Source organism: Paraburkholderia sp. GAS333 (genome assembly GCF_050435665.1).
GTDB classification, from domain to species: domain Bacteria; phylum Pseudomonadota; class Gammaproteobacteria; order Burkholderiales; family Burkholderiaceae; genus Paraburkholderia; species Paraburkholderia fungorum_A.
Window position 1 is genome coordinate 503,438 of record NZ_JBNDKS010000001.1, and the last position, 15,818, is coordinate 519,255.

At 60.7% G+C, this 15,818-nt stretch carries 14 protein-coding genes; 12 read left to right on the forward strand and 2 right to left on the reverse strand.

Annotated elements, in window-relative coordinates; genetic code table 11:
* Window positions 1–220 precede the first annotated feature (220 nt).
* The gene (gene ompA, locus ABH945_RS02310) at window positions 221–871 is read right to left on the reverse strand and encodes an outer membrane protein OmpA (protein ID WP_074765111.1); all 651 of its coding nucleotides are present in this window, start codon (window positions 869–871) and stop codon (window positions 221–223) included.
* Between the two features lie 478 nt (window positions 872–1,349).
* Here ompA and gyrA point away from each other — a divergent pair, with 478 nt between their 5' ends.
* Window positions 1,350–3,986, forward strand: coding sequence for a DNA gyrase subunit A (gene gyrA, locus ABH945_RS02315; protein ID WP_074765109.1), 2,637 nt, complete (start codon window positions 1,350–1,352; stop codon window positions 3,984–3,986).
* Between the two features lie 136 nt (window positions 3,987–4,122).
* Window positions 4,123–4,725 carry a DUF2059 domain-containing protein gene (locus tag ABH945_RS02320; RefSeq protein ID WP_074765108.1) on the forward strand — a complete coding sequence of 201 codons (603 nt, stop codon included), beginning with the start codon at window positions 4,123–4,125 and terminating at the stop codon, window positions 4,723–4,725.
* Window positions 4,726–4,764: 39 nt separating this feature from the next.
* Here ABH945_RS02320 and ABH945_RS02325 read toward each other — a convergent pair whose 3' ends face one another.
* Window positions 4,765–5,097, reverse strand: a complete 333-nt coding sequence (locus ABH945_RS02325; protein ID WP_429249597.1) for a hypothetical protein — start codon at window positions 5,095–5,097, stop codon at window positions 4,765–4,767.
* Between ABH945_RS02325 and serC the strand changes: the two genes are divergently transcribed.
* From serC to lapB, 10 genes are all read left to right on the forward strand, one after another.
* A complete protein-coding gene (serC, locus tag ABH945_RS02330; protein WP_429249598.1) occupies window positions 5,060–6,142 on the forward strand; it encodes a 3-phosphoserine/phosphohydroxythreonine transaminase in 1,083 nt (360 codons plus the stop codon). The genes ABH945_RS02325 and serC overlap by 38 nt on opposite strands.
* Window positions 6,143–6,220: 78 nt before the next feature.
* Entirely contained in the window at window positions 6,221–7,303 is a 1,083-nt protein-coding gene (gene pheA, locus ABH945_RS02335; protein ID WP_429249599.1) for a prephenate dehydratase, read from the forward strand.
* Window positions 7,304–7,421: 118 nt separating this feature from the next.
* On the forward strand, window positions 7,422–8,534 hold the full coding sequence (gene hisC / locus ABH945_RS02340; RefSeq protein ID WP_429249600.1) for a histidinol-phosphate transaminase: 1,113 nt from the start codon (window positions 7,422–7,424) through the stop codon (window positions 8,532–8,534).
* A gap of 51 nt (window positions 8,535–8,585) precedes the next feature.
* Window positions 8,586–9,527: a prephenate dehydrogenase gene (locus ABH945_RS02345; RefSeq protein WP_429249601.1), complete on the forward strand. Its 942-nt coding sequence runs from the start codon at window positions 8,586–8,588 to the stop codon at window positions 9,525–9,527.
* Between the two features lie 19 nt (window positions 9,528–9,546).
* Window positions 9,547–10,851, forward strand: coding sequence for a 3-phosphoshikimate 1-carboxyvinyltransferase (gene aroA, locus ABH945_RS02350; protein WP_429249602.1), 1,305 nt, complete (start codon window positions 9,547–9,549; stop codon window positions 10,849–10,851).
* A 35-nt stretch (window positions 10,852–10,886) separates the two neighbouring features.
* On the forward strand, window positions 10,887–11,573 hold the full coding sequence (gene cmk, locus ABH945_RS02355) for a (d)CMP kinase (protein WP_074765095.1): 687 nt from the start codon (window positions 10,887–10,889) through the stop codon (window positions 11,571–11,573).
* 174 nt (window positions 11,574–11,747) lie between these two features.
* The gene (gene rpsA / locus ABH945_RS02360) at window positions 11,748–13,481 is read left to right on the forward strand and encodes a 30S ribosomal protein S1 (RefSeq protein ID WP_074765093.1); all 1,734 of its coding nucleotides are present in this window, start codon (window positions 11,748–11,750) and stop codon (window positions 13,479–13,481) included.
* A 21-nt stretch (window positions 13,482–13,502) separates the two neighbouring features.
* Window positions 13,503–13,826 carry an integration host factor subunit beta gene (locus ABH945_RS02365; protein WP_007180889.1) on the forward strand — a complete coding sequence of 108 codons (324 nt, stop codon included), beginning with the start codon at window positions 13,503–13,505 and terminating at the stop codon, window positions 13,824–13,826.
* A gap of 381 nt (window positions 13,827–14,207) precedes the next feature.
* On the forward strand, window positions 14,208–14,501 hold the full coding sequence (locus tag ABH945_RS02370) for a LapA family protein (protein ID WP_074765089.1): 294 nt from the start codon (window positions 14,208–14,210) through the stop codon (window positions 14,499–14,501).
* A 69-nt stretch (window positions 14,502–14,570) separates the two neighbouring features.
* Complete coding sequence (gene lapB, locus ABH945_RS02375) at window positions 14,571–15,746, forward strand: lipopolysaccharide assembly protein LapB (RefSeq protein WP_429249603.1); 1,176 nt, start codon at window positions 14,571–14,573, stop codon at window positions 15,744–15,746.
* Window positions 15,747–15,818 lie beyond the last annotated feature (72 nt).

A 15,818-nucleotide genomic window follows, 5' to 3' on the forward strand; every position in this document is an offset into this window, starting at 1 on the left:
AGCTGCCTCGATGAGAGCGGTGAGCGGGCGCTCGAGGATAAACCCTGAGTATATAGGGCAAGGGCCAGGGCGGCAAAAATGCGGGCCGGGTCCATCAGGTGCGGGCGGGTTGATACGTGTACTAGCCGGAAGTTTGTGTCACCCGTCGCTCAGCGTTAGCGCGCAAGCATAAAAAAAGCCCCGCCAAGGCGGGGCTTTTGAGGCTGCGGTACTTGAAAGCTTACTGCTTTGCGGTACCGACCACTTCGACTTCCACGCGACGATCCGGTGCGAGGCAGGCGATGAGTGCCTTCTTGTTCTTCTGGTTGCAACCAGTCGTGACCGGGTTGCGCTTGCCCTTACCTTCCGTATAGATACGGTTGGATTCGATGCCCTTGCTAACCAGGTATGCCTTCACAGCTTGTGCACGACGCAGCGACAGACGGTCGTTGTAGGCTGCCGAACCGATACGGTCCGTGTAACCCGTTGCGACGACGACTTCCAGGTTCAGGCCGCCAATCTTCGATGCCAGTTCGTCCAGCTTTTCCTTGCCAGCCGGCTTCAGGATTGCCTTGTCGAAGTCGAACAGCGTGTCAGCTTGATACGTAATCTTTTCGCTGGAGATAGCCGGTGCAGCAGGTGCGACCGGAGCCGGCGGGGTCGGAGCCTGAGCAACCAGCGCGCCATCGCACTTTGCGTTGGCAGTTGCCGGGGTCCAGAATGCATCGCGCCAGCAAAGTTCGTTCGTGCCGTTCATCCACACGTATTCGCCGGTACCATTCACCCAGTTATCGTTCGTAGCTTGTCGCGACGCCGGCACCGACTGTGCCATGGCGGATGCAGCCATAACCGCGGTAGCTGCAATGAACGCGAGCTTTGAAAGTTTATTCATATTTCTCCTCTCGAAATTGAGATTACCGCAGGTTTACTGCGAGCCTGTTGACGAAGACAAGTCATACATTGCTCGAAGTATAACATTGGTGCAGAACAAAAAACGTCGTGTGTAGACTTCGAGCAGCGTCTAACTCTTTGTGCGTTGGCATTTTGCCATATCGTTCCCTTCCGACGATAAAAAAATCCGCCCCCGATCAATTCACCCTTCAAATGTGGTGCATGCGCAACAGAAGCAATCGCGCCGGAGGCGCCGCCAGTCTTGGCTGAGCGGCGGATTGCCCCACGCACGAATCGCGCCTGAAAGGTGTAAAAAATGGTGAGTCCAGGCGGCTGTCGTGACTGCCCTGCTAATAGGTATACGTACCCTCGGCGGGAGCGGATTCGCGGCATGTTAGAATCGCGTGATGTATTGCGCCTGCAATGCTTACGCGAAGGCGCGGTTAATCCCGCGTCTTGGCACGTAAAAGATACGGATAATGGATCAATTCGCCAAAGAGACTCTGCCAATCTCCCTAGAGGAGGAAATGCGCCGTTCGTATCTCGATTACGCGATGAGCGTGATCGTGGGGCGTGCGCTTCCCGATGTTCGCGATGGCCTGAAGCCGGTTCACCGGCGCGTGCTATACGCGATGCACGAACTGAACAACGACTGGAACCGTGCTTACAAGAAGTCGGCGCGTATTGTCGGCGACGTCATCGGTAAATATCACCCGCACGGCGACACGGCTGTTTACGACACCATCGTCCGCATGGCGCAGAACTTCTCGCTGCGCTACATGCTGGTGGACGGCCAGGGCAACTTCGGTTCGGTCGACGGCGACAATGCCGCCGCGATGCGGTACACCGAAATCCGCATGGCGAAGATCGGCCACGAACTGCTCGCCGACATCGACAAGGAAACGGTCGACTTCACGCCGAACTACGACGGCAGCGAAAACGAGCCGGCCATTCTGCCCGCGCGTATTCCCAATCTGCTGATCAATGGCTCGTCCGGTATTGCGGTCGGCATGGCCACCAACATACCGCCGCACAACCTCAACGAGGTTGTCGACGCGTGCCAGCACCTGCTGAAGAACCCCGAAGCCACGATCGACGAACTGATCGAGATCATTCCGGCGCCCGATTTCCCGACCGCCGGCATCATCTACGGCGTGGCCGGCGTGCGCGACGGCTATCGCACCGGCCGTGGCCGCGTGGTGATGCGGGCCCTCACGCACTTCGAGGAAATCGACCGCGGTCAGCGCATGTCGATCATCGTCGACGAACTGCCGTACCAGGTGAACAAGCGTTCGCTGCTGGAACGCATCGCCGAACTGGTCAACGAGAAGAAGCTCGAGGGCATTTCCGACATCCGCGACGAGTCCGACAAGAGCGGTATGCGCGTCGTGATCGAGCTGAAGCGCGGCGAAGTGCCGGAAGTCGTTCTCAACAATCTGTATAAGGCGACCCAACTTCAGGACACCTTCGGCATGAACATGGTCGCGCTGGTCGACGGCCAGCCGAAGCTGCTGAACCTGAAGGAAATGCTGGCGTGCTTCCTGTCGCATCGCCGGGAAGTTTTGACCCGCCGCACAGTATATGAACTGCGTAAGGCGCGCGAACGTGGTCACGTACTGGAAGGCCTGGCTGTCGCGCTCGCCAATATCGACGAGTTCATCGCGATCATCAAGGCCGCGCCGACTCCGCCTATCGCCAAGCAGGAATTGATGGCGCGTCCGTGGGATTCGTCGCTGGTGCGCGAAATGTTGTCGCGCGCCGAGACGGATAACGCGTCGGCCGGCGGTCGCGAAGCCTATCGTCCTGACGGTCTGAACCCGTCGTTCGGTATGCAGACCGACGGTCTCTACCGTTTGTCCGACACCCAGGCTCAGGAAATTCTGCAGATGCGTCTGCAACGCCTGACCGGTCTGGAGCAGGACAAGATCATCGGCGAGTACCGCGAAGTGATGGCGCAGATCGCCGACCTGCTGGACATTCTGGCTCGCCCGGAACGCATCACGGCCATCATCGTCGACGAACTCACGTCGATCAAAGCCGAATTCGGCGACGCGCGCCGCTCGAAGATCGAGCTGAACGCTACCGAACTGAATACCGAAGACCTGATCACGCCGCAGGAAATGGTCGTGACCATGTCGCACGCGGGTTACGTGAAGTCGCAGCCGTTGTCCGAATACAGCGCGCAGAAGCGCGGTGGGCGCGGCAAGCAGGCCACGGCAATGAAGGAAGACGACTGGATCGACACGCTGTTCATCGCGAACACGCACGATCACATTCTGTGCTTCTCGAATCGCGGTCGCGTGTACAGCGTGAAGGTCTATGAAGTTCCGCAAGGTTCGCGGAACTCGCGGGGCCGTCCGATCATCAATATCTTCCCGTTGCAGGAAGGCGAAAAGATTACGGTTGTCTTGCCGGTCAAGGAGTTTTCGGCCGACAAATTCGTCTTCATGGGCACCGCGTTAGGAACGGTAAAAAAGACGCCGCTAGAAGCCTTTGGCCGCGTGTTGCGCAAAGGTATTATTGCGGTCGGTCTGGATGACGGCGATTACCTGATCGGCGCAGCGATCACCGACGGTCAGCACGACGTCATGCTGTTCTCGGATTCGGGCAAGGCGGTTCGCTTCGACGAGAACGACGTGCGTCCGATGGGCCGTGAGGCACGCGGTGTGCGTGGCATGCAGCTCGAAGACGGGCAGAGCGTGATCGCGTTGCTGGTGGCCGGCGACGAGCAGCAGTCGGTGCTCACGGCTACCGAAAACGGGTTTGGCAAGCGTACGCCGATCATCGAGTACACCCGTCACGGGCGCGGTACGAAGGGCATGATCGCCATCCAGACCTCGGAGCGCAACGGCAAGGTCGTCGCCGCCACGCTGGTCGATCAGGAAGCGCAGATCATGCTGATCACCAATACCGGCGTGCTGATCCGTACGCGTGTGTCGGAAATTCGGGAAATGGGCCGTGCAACCCAAGGTGTTACACTCATCAGCCTTGACGAAGGGACCAAGCTTTCCGGTCTGCAACAGGTTGCTGAGGCGGAAGCAGAGGGTGATGTGGAAGGCGACGCCGAAGGTCCTGCCGAAGGCGGTAGCGGCGGTGAAGACGGTGGCGCAGCCTGATCGCGTCGGCAGTTTCAGTCTCAGTTAATGGTTGAAAGCTAAGCTGCGCAGGAACATTGGCGCGCCGGATCTGCATAGGTCCCGCGCATCTCCTGCGCAGCGCGCAGTTCAAGTTAATTTCTCTCAGGGAGTAATGATGCAAAAACGATTCAAACAGCTGATGTTGCTGGCTGCCCTCGTGCCGACCTTCGCTATGGCTCAAGCTCTGCAAAGCCCGGCTCCGGCGGCTCCGGCTGCTGCTGCAGCACCGGTTGATCCGGCCAAGCAGGCTGCTATCAAGGACCTGCTGGACGCAATCGACGCACAGAAGCTGGTTGGCGCAATCGGCAACAGCGCGCAAATGCAAGCCAAGCAACTGGTTCCGGCCATCCTGTCTGACGCGTTGAGCGAAAACAAGTCGATGACGGACAAGCAGAAGCAGGCTTCCGTCCCGGCTCTGCAAAAGAACGCCGTGCCGAAGCTGGTTGACGGCGCAGGTCAAGTGTTCGCAACCGACGGTTTCCGTCAAGACGCGATGCAAGCTCAGTACGACGCATACGCGAAGTACTACAGCACGTCGGAAATCAAGGATCTGACGGCGTTCTACAAGAGCCCGACCGGCCGCAAGTTCATCCAGGTTCAAGACCAGGTTGGCCGCGACGTCGTGAACGGCTTGATGCAAAAGTACATGCCGCAATCGATCAAGGCTACGCGTGACCAGGCAGACAAGGAAGTCGCCGCGGTCAAGCCGGCTAAGTAAGCACCAGGTCGAAAGGCTGCGCTGACATCGCGCAGACCGCTATTTGAAGGGCGTGCCAGGCAGGTTGTACGGTGTGCCGGGTTTGGCGGGTTGGCGATGACAATGCGATAATGGCTGTTTGCGCACACGCGCAGACGGCCATTTTCTTTTTCGACGCGAAATTTGCGGAAACACGGAAAAACGCTGCAGCAAATCCGTTTCTGAATAGCCGCGCTCACGAACCCGCGTCGTCAGATTCACATGGCCTGCTTCATCGTGGTGACCTTCCCGGTTGCCACCTTCGCCGACTTTTGCGCGATCTTTCTTGTTTCGCGCCTGCTTCCAGGACTTCACGATGCGCGTCTTTAATTTCTCTCCCGGTCCGGCCGCCATGCCTGAAGAAGTGCTGCGTCAGGCGGCCGACGAGATGCTCGATTGGCAGGGCAGTGGCATGAGCGTGATGGAAATGAGCCATCGCGGCAAAGAATTCATGTCGATTCACGAGGAAGCGCTGACCAATCTGCGCGAGTTGCTCGACGTGCCGGCGAGCCACCGCATTCTGTTCCTGCAAGGCGGTGGCCTGGCCGAAAACGCAATCGTGCCGATGAATCTGCTCGGCGCCAACCCGCGTGCAGATTTCGTCGTTACCGGTTCGTGGTCGCAGAAGTCGTTCAAGGAAGCGCAGAAGTACGGCACCGCGCACCTGGCCGCGAGCGGTCAGACGGCGGACGGTTTCACGCGTGCGCCCACGCGCGCGGAGTGGAATCTGTCGGACGATCCGGCTTATGTGCATCTGTGCACAAACGAGACCATTCACGGCGTCGAGACCTTCGAGATTCCCGACCTCGGCGACATTCCGCTGGTTGCAGATGCGTCGTCGCACATCCTGTCGCGTCCCATGGACATCGCCAAATATGGCGTGCTGTTCGGCGGTGCGCAGAAAAACATCGGCATGCCCGGCGTGACGGTGGTGATCGTGCGCGAAGATCTGCTCGATCGCGCGCAGCCGATCTGTCCGTCGGCGTTCGAATGGAAGACCGTCGCCGAGAATAATTCGATGTACAACACGCCGCCCACCTATGCGATTTACATCGCCGGGCTCGTGTTCAAGTGGTTGAAAAAGCAGGGCGGCCTTGCCGCGATGGAAGCGTTGAATATCGAGAAGTCGAAGCTGCTGTACGACGTGATCGATTCGAGCAGCTTCTATCTGAACAAGGTCGAGCGTGGCTCGCGCTCGCGAATGAACGTACCGTTCTTCCTCGCGGACGAGTCGCGCAACGATGATTTCCTGGCCGGCGCGAAAGCCCGGGGAATGGTGCAGCTAAAGGGCCACAAGTCCGTCGGCGGCATGCGGGCGTCGATTTATAACGCCGTCCCGCTCGAAGGCGTCAAAGCGCTTGTCGAATACATGAAGGAATTCGAACAGCGTAACGCCTGAGTCAGATTGACTGACAGGTGTGCGTATCCTTTCCAGCACGCATTTGTGCAGCAGCTACCGGCAGGGCCGTTTTCACGCATGGACGACGAACTTAATACCCGACTCAAACCTCTGCGCGAGCGCATCGACGCGCTCGACGCGCAATTGATCGCGCTCCTCAACCAGCGCGCCGCGGTGGCGCTCGAAGTGGGCGAGGTCAAGAAGCATTTCAACGCGCCGGTGTTCCGGCCGGAGCGCGAACAGCAGGTGATCGCGCGTCTGCAGGACATGAGCGAAGGGCCGCTCGCGAGCGAGCACATCAGCGCGATCTGGCGCGAGATCATGGCCGCAAGCCGCGCGCTCGAGAAGACCATCAAGGCCGCGTATCTCGGGCCGGTCGGCACGTATAGCGAGCAGGCGATGCACGAGTACTTCGGTCAGTCGATCGAAGGCTTGCCGTGCCCGGCGATCGACGAAGTGTTTCGTTCGGTCGAGGCGGGCGCTGCCGAATTCGGCGTCGTGCCGGTCGAGAATTCGACCGAAGGCGCGGTGTCGCGCACGCTCGATCTGCTGCTGCAAACGCAGCTCACGATCGGCGGCGAACTGGCTTTGCCGATTCACCACAATCTGTTGACGCTGAGCGGCAATCTCATTGGCGTGAAGCGCGTGTGCGCGCATGCGCAGGCGCTGGCGCAGTGTCAGCGGTGGTTGTCGACGAACGCGCCGCATCTGGAGCGGCAAGCGGTGTCGAGCAATGCCGAGGCCGCGCGCATGGCCGCGGAAGATCCGACGGTTGCGGCAATCGCCGGCGATCGCGCGGCGACCCACTATGGTCTGCAAGTGGTGAACGCGCTGATTCAGGACGATCCGCATAACCGTACGCGCTTCGTGATGATCGGCAAGCAGCCGTCTGGCGCCAGCGGTTATGACCAGACTTCGCTGATCGTGTCGGTAGTGAACGAGCCGGGTGCAATGGTGAAATTCCTTGAGCCGCTCGCGCGCCACAGCGTGTCGATGACGCGTTTCGAGTCGCGTCCGGCCCGCGTCGGCACGTGGGAGTATTACTTCTATATCGACGTCGAAGGTCATCGCGACGATCCAGCCGTGTCGGCCGCCCTCGTCGAACTCGGCGAAAAAGCTGCGTTCCTGAAGATACTCGGGTCGTATCCGCGCGCCCGGTAATCGCCGGGCAAGCCGCGGAACAGGCGGCGCGCACAGGCGCGTCGCAAACAACAGCATTCGGGCGACGACACGCCGCCCAGCCGCACAATCACTAATTCATAGTCGTTCGGAGATATTCATGACAGCGTCTTTCGGTCCTTCCTACGTGCGCGCGATCGCGCCTTACATCGCCGGCAAGCCGATTTCGGAAGTGGCCCGCGAGTTCGGTCTGGACGAAGCGACCATCGTGAAGCTGGCGTCGAACGAAAATCCGCTCGGCATGCCCGAGTCGGCGAAAAACGCGATGGTGCAGGCCGCCAGCGAACTCGGCCGCTACCCGGACTCGAATGGTTTCGAGTTGAAGGCCGCGCTCAGCGAGCGCTACGACGTGCCGGCCGAGTGGGTCACGCTGGGCAACGGCAGCAACGACATTCTCGAAATCGCTGCGCATGCGTTCGTGGAAAAGGGTCAGTCGATCGTCTTCTCGCAGTATTCGTTCGCGGTCTACGCGCTCGCCACGCAAGGCGTTGGCGCACGCGCGATCGTCGTGCCGGCCGTCAAGTATGGTCACGACCTCGACGCAATACTTGCCGCAATCACCGACGACACTCGCCTCGTTTTCGTCGCGAATCCGAATAACCCGACTGGCACGTTTATCGAAGGCGCAAAGCTCGAGGCGTTTTTCGACAAGGTGCCGCGTCACGTCGTCGTGGTCCTCGACGAGGCGTACACCGAATATCTGCCGGAAGAAAAGCGCTACGACTCGATTGCGTGGGTGCGCCGTTATCCGAATCTGCTGGTGTCGCGCACGTTCTCGAAGGCGTTTGGGCTGGCTGGTCTGCGCGTCGGCTTTGCAATCGCGCAACCTGAACTGACCGATCTGCTGAACCGCCTGCGTCAACCGTTCAACGTGAACACGCTGGCACAGGCGGCTGCAATCGCCGCGTTGAACGACAAGGCGTTCCTCGAGAAGAGTGCGTCGCTTAACGCGCAAGGCTATCGGCTGTTGACTGACGCATTCGACAAGCTCGGCCTCGAATACGTGCCGTCGGACGGCAACTTCGTGATGGTGCGTGTCGGCAACGACGATGCGGCCGGCAATCGCGTGAATCTGGCGTTGTTGAAGCAGGGCGTGATCGTGCGTCCGGTCGGCAATTACGGGTTGCCGCAATGGCTGCGCATCACGATCGGCCTGCCGGAAGAAAACGCAGCATTCCTCGCGGCGCTCGAAAAGACGCTCGCTACCGCGTAAGCGGTAATCCTTGACCCGCGCGCTTGTCGGCACGACTTGCGCGCCTTTTGTGTGATCGACGTGGCCGCGTTTTCTTTTAACAAGCTGGTGATTTTTGGTGTCGGCCTGATCGGCGGATCGCTTGCGCGCGCATTGCGCGAGCGCGGCGAGGCTGACGGCGAGCGCACCGTGATAGGTGTGGGGCGTTCGTCGGCTTCGAGCGAGCGTGCGCTGGAGTTGGGCGTGATCGACGGCGCAGCGGCGTTGAACGACGATGCCGCGTTGCGCGACGCGCTGTCCGGCGCCGATTTCGTATTGCTCGCGGCTCCGGTCGCGCAGACGCAGCCGCTGCTCGAACGCATCGCGCCGTTTCTCGACGCCGGCACGATCGTCACCGATGCGGGCAGCACGAAGTCGGACGTGGTCGCCGCAGCGCGCGCGGCGCTCGGCGCGCGGATCGGCCAGTTCGTGCCGGGGCATCCGATTGCGGGTCGGGAGTCGAGTGGGGTCAATGCCGCGTTGCCTGATCTGTACGTCGGCCGCAATGTCGTGCTGTGCCCGTTGGCCGAGAATTCGCCGCAAGCGGTCGAGCGCGTCGCGGCCATGTGGAGTGCAACCGGCGCGCTGGTCCGCGAAATGACGCCTGAGCAGCACGACCGCGTGTTCGCGTCGGTCAGTCATTTGCCGCACGTTCTGTCGTTTGCGCTGGTCGAGCAGATTCTCAATTCGCCCGACGCCGCGCTGAAATTCTCGTTCGCGGCAGGCGGTTTCCGCGACTTCACGCGAATTGCCGCGTCGAGCCCGGAAATGTGGCGTGACGTGTGCGTCGCGAATCGCGCGGCGCTGCTCGACGAGTTGGACGCCTACACGGCCGTGCTCGCACGTTTGCGCACGGCAATCGAATCCGCCGACGGCGCCGCGCTCGAAGCCGTGTTCGTGCGCTCACGGGTCGCGCGCACCGAGTGGCAGGAACAACGCGCAGCCAGCGTCGCCCAGAGCGACGCATCGAAATAACCGGAAACTGGACTCAATCATGGAATTCCTCGATCTCGGACCATTTTCTCGTGCGTCCGGCACGGTTCGACTGCCTGGCTCGAAGAGCATTTCGAACCGGGTGTTGCTGCTCGCAGCGCTTGCCGAAGGCGAGACCACGATCACGAACCTGCTCGATTCCGACGACACCCGCGTGATGCTCGACGCGCTCGAAAAGCTCGGCGTACGTCTGAAGCGTGATGGCGACACCTGTGTCGTGACGGGCACGCGCGGCGCGTTCACGGCGCGCTCGGCCGATCTGTTCCTAGGCAATGCGGGCACGGCGGTACGTCCGCTGACGGCTGCGCTGGCAGTGAATGGCGGCAACTACCGGATTCACGGCGTGCCGCGCATGCACGAGCGGCCGATCGGCGATCTGGTCGACGGCTTGCGTCAGATCGGCGCGAAGGTCGACTACGAAGAGAACGAAGGCTATCCGCCGCTGCGGATTCGCCCCGCGCAAATTACCGCCGATGCACCGATCCGCGTGCGCGGCGACGTGTCGAGCCAGTTCCTGACCTCGCTGCTGATGACGCTGCCGCTGCTGCGCACCGAAAGCGGCGTGAGTACCGTGCAGGTGGACGGCGAGCTGATTTCGAAGCCGTACATCGAGATCACGATCAAGCTGATGGCACGCTTCGGCATCGAGGTGCAGCGGAACGGCTGGCATCAGTTCATCGTGCCGTCTGGGCAGCGTTATCAGTCGCCGGGCACGATCATGGTGGAAGGCGACGCGTCGTCCGCGTCGTATTTCCTCGCGGCCGGCGTGCTGGGCGGCGGTCCGTTGAAAGTGGAAGGCGTGGGCCGCGCGAGCATTCAGGGCGACGTCGGTTTCGCCGATGCGCTGATCAGGATGGGCGCGAATCTGCAGATGGGCGACGACTGGATCGAAGTGCGCGGCGTCGGCAACGACAATGGCAAGCTCAATCCCATCGATATGGACTTCAACCTGATCCCCGACGCGGCCATGACCATTGCGGTCGCGGCGCTGTTCGCGGACGGCGCCACCACGCTGCGCAATATCGCGAGCTGGCGCGTGAAGGAAACCGACCGGCTGGCCGCGATGGCCACCGAGCTGCGCAAGGTCGGCGCGAAGGTGCAGGAAGGCGAGGACTACCTCGTCATCGAGCCGCCTGAAAAGCTGATTCCGAACGCGTCGATCGATACCTACGACGACCACCGCATGGCGATGTGCTTCTCGCTCGTGAGCCTGGGCGGCGTGCCGGTGCGGATCAACGATCCGAAGTGCGTCGGCAAGACGTTTCCTGATTATTTCGAGCGCTTCATTGCGCTCGCCCAACCCTGATTCGCCCCCGAATCGACTGAAGTGCGACTTTTTCGATGAAACCGACCCGTCCCTTTCACCAGACGCCCGTCATTACGATTGACGGCCCGAGTGCCTCCGGCAAAGGCACCGTGGCGGCGCTGGTAGCCGCGAGCCTCGGCTTTCACCTGCTGGATAGCGGCGCGCTGTACCGGCTCGCCGCGCTGGCGAGCATTCGCTACGGCGTCGCGCCGGACGACGCCGACGCGCTTGTCAAACTGATCGACGACCTCCACATCACCTTTCGCGAGGGGCTGGCGCAGCTCGACGGCGTCGACGTATCGGCGGAAATTCGTGCAGAGGAAGTGGGCAGCCGGGCCTCCGGGATTGCCGTCCACGCACCCGTGCGAGCCGCTCTGGTGGCGCGTCAGCGGGCTTTCCGCAAGGAGCCGGGGCTGGTTGCCGACGGTCGCGATATGGGCACGGTGATCTTCCAGGACGCTGCGCTGAAGGTGTTCATGACGGCCAGCGTCGAGGCCCGCGCGGTACGCCGGTATAAGCAATTGATCCAAAAAGGATTTTCTGCTAATATGGATGACTTGCTCCGGGATTTGCGTGAGCGCGATGAGCGTGACAGTCAGCGCGCAGCCGCGCCACTCAAGCCCGCAGCGGATGCAAAGCTGCTTGATACCTCGGCATTGTCGGTCGACCAGGCGGTCGAACAAGTGGTGCAGTGGTATGAAGCTTTCGTCCCGCACGGCTGATTGAAGTTGCGTTGATGTTGTGGTTTGAATCAGCCGCGGGCGCAGTAGAAGTCCGTTGTCAGTAGGTGCTTCACGCTTGTTGTGAAGCGTTGTATTAACCCCTTAACCCCGCGTGGCATTCGCTTTCTTGACCGTTTTTGCTGACCGTTCCGGTCGGCCGGGCACCGCGAAACCATGCAAATTTCGATTTTTATGTCCGACCTGCAAACCTCTACCCCGAATACCGAATCTTTTGCGGCTCTGTTCGAAGAGTCGCTGACCAAGCAAGACATGCGCGCCGGCGAAGTGATCTCCGCCGAAGTCGTGCGTGTTGACCACAACTTCGTGGTCGTCAACGCTGGTCTCAAGTCCGAAGCCTACATCCCGCTCGAAGAGTTCCTGAACGACGCGGGCGAGGTAGAAGTGCAGGCGGGCGACTTCGTTTCCGTCGCGATCGACGCGCTGGAAAACGGCTATGGCGACACGATCCTGTCGCGCGACAAGGCGAAGCGTCTGGCTTCGTGGCTGTCGCTGGAAAAGGCTCTCGACAACAACGAACTCGTGACCGGCACGATCACGGGCAAGGTCAAGGGCGGCATGACCGTCATGGTCAACGGCATCCGCGCGTTCCTGCCGGGTTCGCTCGTCGACACGCGTCCGGTCAAGGACACGACTCCGTACGAAGGCAAGACGCTGGAATTCCGCGTCATCAAGCTCGACCGCAAGCGTAACAACGTCGTGCTGTCGCGCCGTGCTGTGATCGAAGCGACCCAAGGCGAAGAGCGCGCAAAGCTGCTCGAAACGCTGAAGGAAGGCGCGATCGTGGAAGGCGTGGTGAAGAACATCACCGACTACGGCGCGTTCGTGGACCTCGGCGGTATCGACGGCCTGCTGCACATCACCGACATCGCATGGCGTCGTGTGCGTCACCCGAGCGAAGTTCTGTCGGTTGGCCAGGAAGTTACCGCGAAGATCCTCAAGTTCGACCAAGAGAAGAACCGCGTTTCGCTGGGTATCAAGCAACTGGGCGACGATCCGTGGGAAGGCATCTCGCGCCGTTACCCGTCGGGCACGCGCCTGTTCGGTAAGGTCACCAACATCACCGACTACGGCGCATTCGTCGAAGTTGAATCGGGCATCGAAGGCCTGGTTCACGTGTCGGAAATGGACTGGACGAACAAGAACGTTGCACCGTCGAAGGTTGTGCAGCTGGGCGACGAAGTCGAAGTCATGGTTCTCGAAATCGACGAAGACCGCCGCCGTATCAGCCTCGGCATGAAGCAATGCAAGCCGAACCCGTGGGACGACTTCAGCCGCAACTTCAAGAAGGGCGACAAGCTGCAAGGCGCAATCAAGTCGATCACCGACTTCGGCGTTTTCATCGGTCTGCCGGGTGGCATCGACGGTCTGGTTCATCTGTCGGACCTGTCGTGGTCGGAAACGGGCGAAGAAGCAGTTCGCAAGTACAAGAAGGGCGACGAAGTGGAAGCAATCGTTCTCGGCATCGACGTCGAGAAGGAACGCATTTCGCTGGGTATCAAGCAACTCGAAGGCGACCCTTTCAGCAACTTCGTTGCAATGAACGACAAGGGTTCGATCGTCGACGGCGTGGTCAAGACGGTAGACGCAAAGGGTGCAGTGGTTCAGCTGTCGACGGAAGTCGAAGGCTACCTGCGCGCTTCGGAAATCGCACAAGACCGCGTGGAAGATGCTCGCAACGTGCTGAAGGAAGGCGACAAGGTCAACGCGATGATCATCAACATCGATCGCAAGTCGCGTGGTATCAACCTGTCGATCAAGGCCAAGGATTCGGCTGAGCAACAGGAAGCGATCCGCGGCCTGGCTTCGTCGGACTCGAACTCGGCTGCCACCGGCACGACGAACCTCGGCGCGCTGTTGAAGGCCAAGCTCGACGGCCAGAACCAGTAAGCCTGAGAGGTCTGCTGCAGTATGACCAAATCGGAATTGGTCGCCCAGCTGGCTACGCGATTTCCGCAACTTGTTCTTAAAGATGCGGATTTCGCGGTGAAGACGATGCTTGATGCGATGTCGGAGGCGCTTGCCAACGGTCATCGCATCGAAATTCGCGGCTTCGGCAGCTTCGGCCTCAACCGCCGTCCTTCCCGCGTCGGGCGTAATCCGAAGTCGGGCGAGAAGGTGCTGGTACCTGAGAAGTACGTACCGCACTTCAAGCCGGGCAAGGAATTGCGCGAGCGGGTAGATCGCCGCGCGGGTGAGCCGTTGAAGGCCGAAGAGCCGGATGACGATCTGTAATGCTTCACTGTGTGGTTTGCAGCGTAGCGTTGGAAGCGTCAGCGGCCAAAGCCACAGTCGGCAAAAGACCAGAAAAAGCGCCTTAGGGCGCTTTTTTTTCGTCTGTACGTTTGGCGACTGGTTATCCTGGAATTTCGCTTTATGGCTCGCAGGTTGGCGTTCTCGCGTCGGCCAGTTGAAAAATGCGCAGCCGCACGGCCAGCCTTTGCCCGAATACGTTCGTTAGCAACGATCAACTCCGGTAAGGCCGTTATCCGCCAGTTCCTGCCCAGCCGCGAGGGCTTCAATTACAATACGGGTCACTTCGGCGCGGGCAACACCCCTGGCGCGACGCGTCATCAGGCCGGCGTCACTCCGCAATTGCCGTCAAGAGACCTACTCATGAAATTTATCGTCTGGTTGATCCGTGTACTGGTGTTCGTGCTGCTGCTCGTGTTGGCACTCTCCAATACACAACCTGCTACGCTGAATTTCCTCGCTGGCTATGCGTGGTCGGCGCCCTTGATTCTTATTGGCCTCGCGTTCTTCGTCGTGGGGTTGCTGGCTGGGCTGGTGTCGGCCATGCCTGCCGTGGTGCGCTTGCGCATGGAGAACGGCCGGCTCAAGCGCGAGTTGCGCGTGGCGCGTGAAACCCCGGTAGTGGTCGAGCAGCCGCCCATGCCACCGCTGATCTGATATTTCTTCTGCCGCGCGCTTTGAGCGCGGCTTTCCGTTCCTGCTTTCCAGCACATTTGCATTAATCGCATGGATCTAGACTTCTGGTGGCTGCTTGTCATACCCGTCGCGTTTGCGTTCGGCTGGATGGCTGCACGCTACGACCTCAAGACGCTGCTGTCCGAAAGCGCCAACCTGCCGCGTTCCTACTTTCGCGGCCTGAATTTCCTGCTCAATGAGCAGCCCGATCAGGCGATCGACGCGTTCATCGAAGTGGTCAAGCTTGACCCGGAAACGGTCGAATTGCATTTCGCGCTAGGCAATCTGTTCCGGCGACGCGGCGAAACCGATCGCGCGATCCGCGTGCATCAGAATCTTCTGAGCCGCGCCGACCTGCCGGTCACCGAGCGCGATCACGCGCTGTACGAGTTGGGTCAGGACTTCCTGAAGGCGGGTCTGCTGGATCGGGCGGAAGAAACGTTCCGCTCGCTCGAAACCGGCGACTACGCGTTGGGCGCACAGCGCGCGCTGCTGACCATCTACGAAATCGAGAAGGACTGGGTGAAGTCGATCGACACCGCCCGTCATCTGGAAACGATGGGTGCCGAATCGCTCGACAAGGAAATTGCGCAATTCCACTGCGAACTCGCGCAGGAAGCGTTGCAGCAGAAAAACCCGAACGAGGCCCGCCGTCAGCTTGGCTTCGCGCTCAAGGCGAATCAGACCAACGTGCGCGCCACGATTCTGTTCGGCGATGTCGACGCAGCCGGTGGGGCGCAGGAAGCGGCCATCGCGCAGTGGCGGCGCGTCGAGGAGCAGAATCCGGCGTACTTGCCGCTCGTCGCCGAGAAGCTGATGAAGGCTTATGAGGCGTTGGGCCGTGCGCAGGAAGGCGCCGATCTGCTGACGACCTGGGTGGACCGTTATCCGACCAATGATCTGCTCGACGTCGCCTATCAGCACGTCGCATCGTTGCGCGGACCCGACGCGGCGCATGCGCTCGCGCGCGCGCAGATGCAGAAGTCGCCGAATCTGGCGGGCATGACGCGTCTGCTCGAAGCACAGCAAGCCGTCGCGGAAGAACCGCGACGCAGCGAACTTGAACTGATGCGAACGCTGATCCGTCAGCGCACCAAAAATCTGCCACGCTATACGTGCCAGAATTGTGGTTTCAGGGCGCGGCTTTTCTATTGGCAATGCCCCGGCTGCAGCGGTTGGGAGACCTACGCTCCCCGCCGCGTCGAACCGATTACGGCATCGAGCTGACCGGGACGGCATGATGACCCCTGCGACCGCGCCGGCGTTGACCCGTGCTGTCGCCGCGCAGCGCCGCATCGC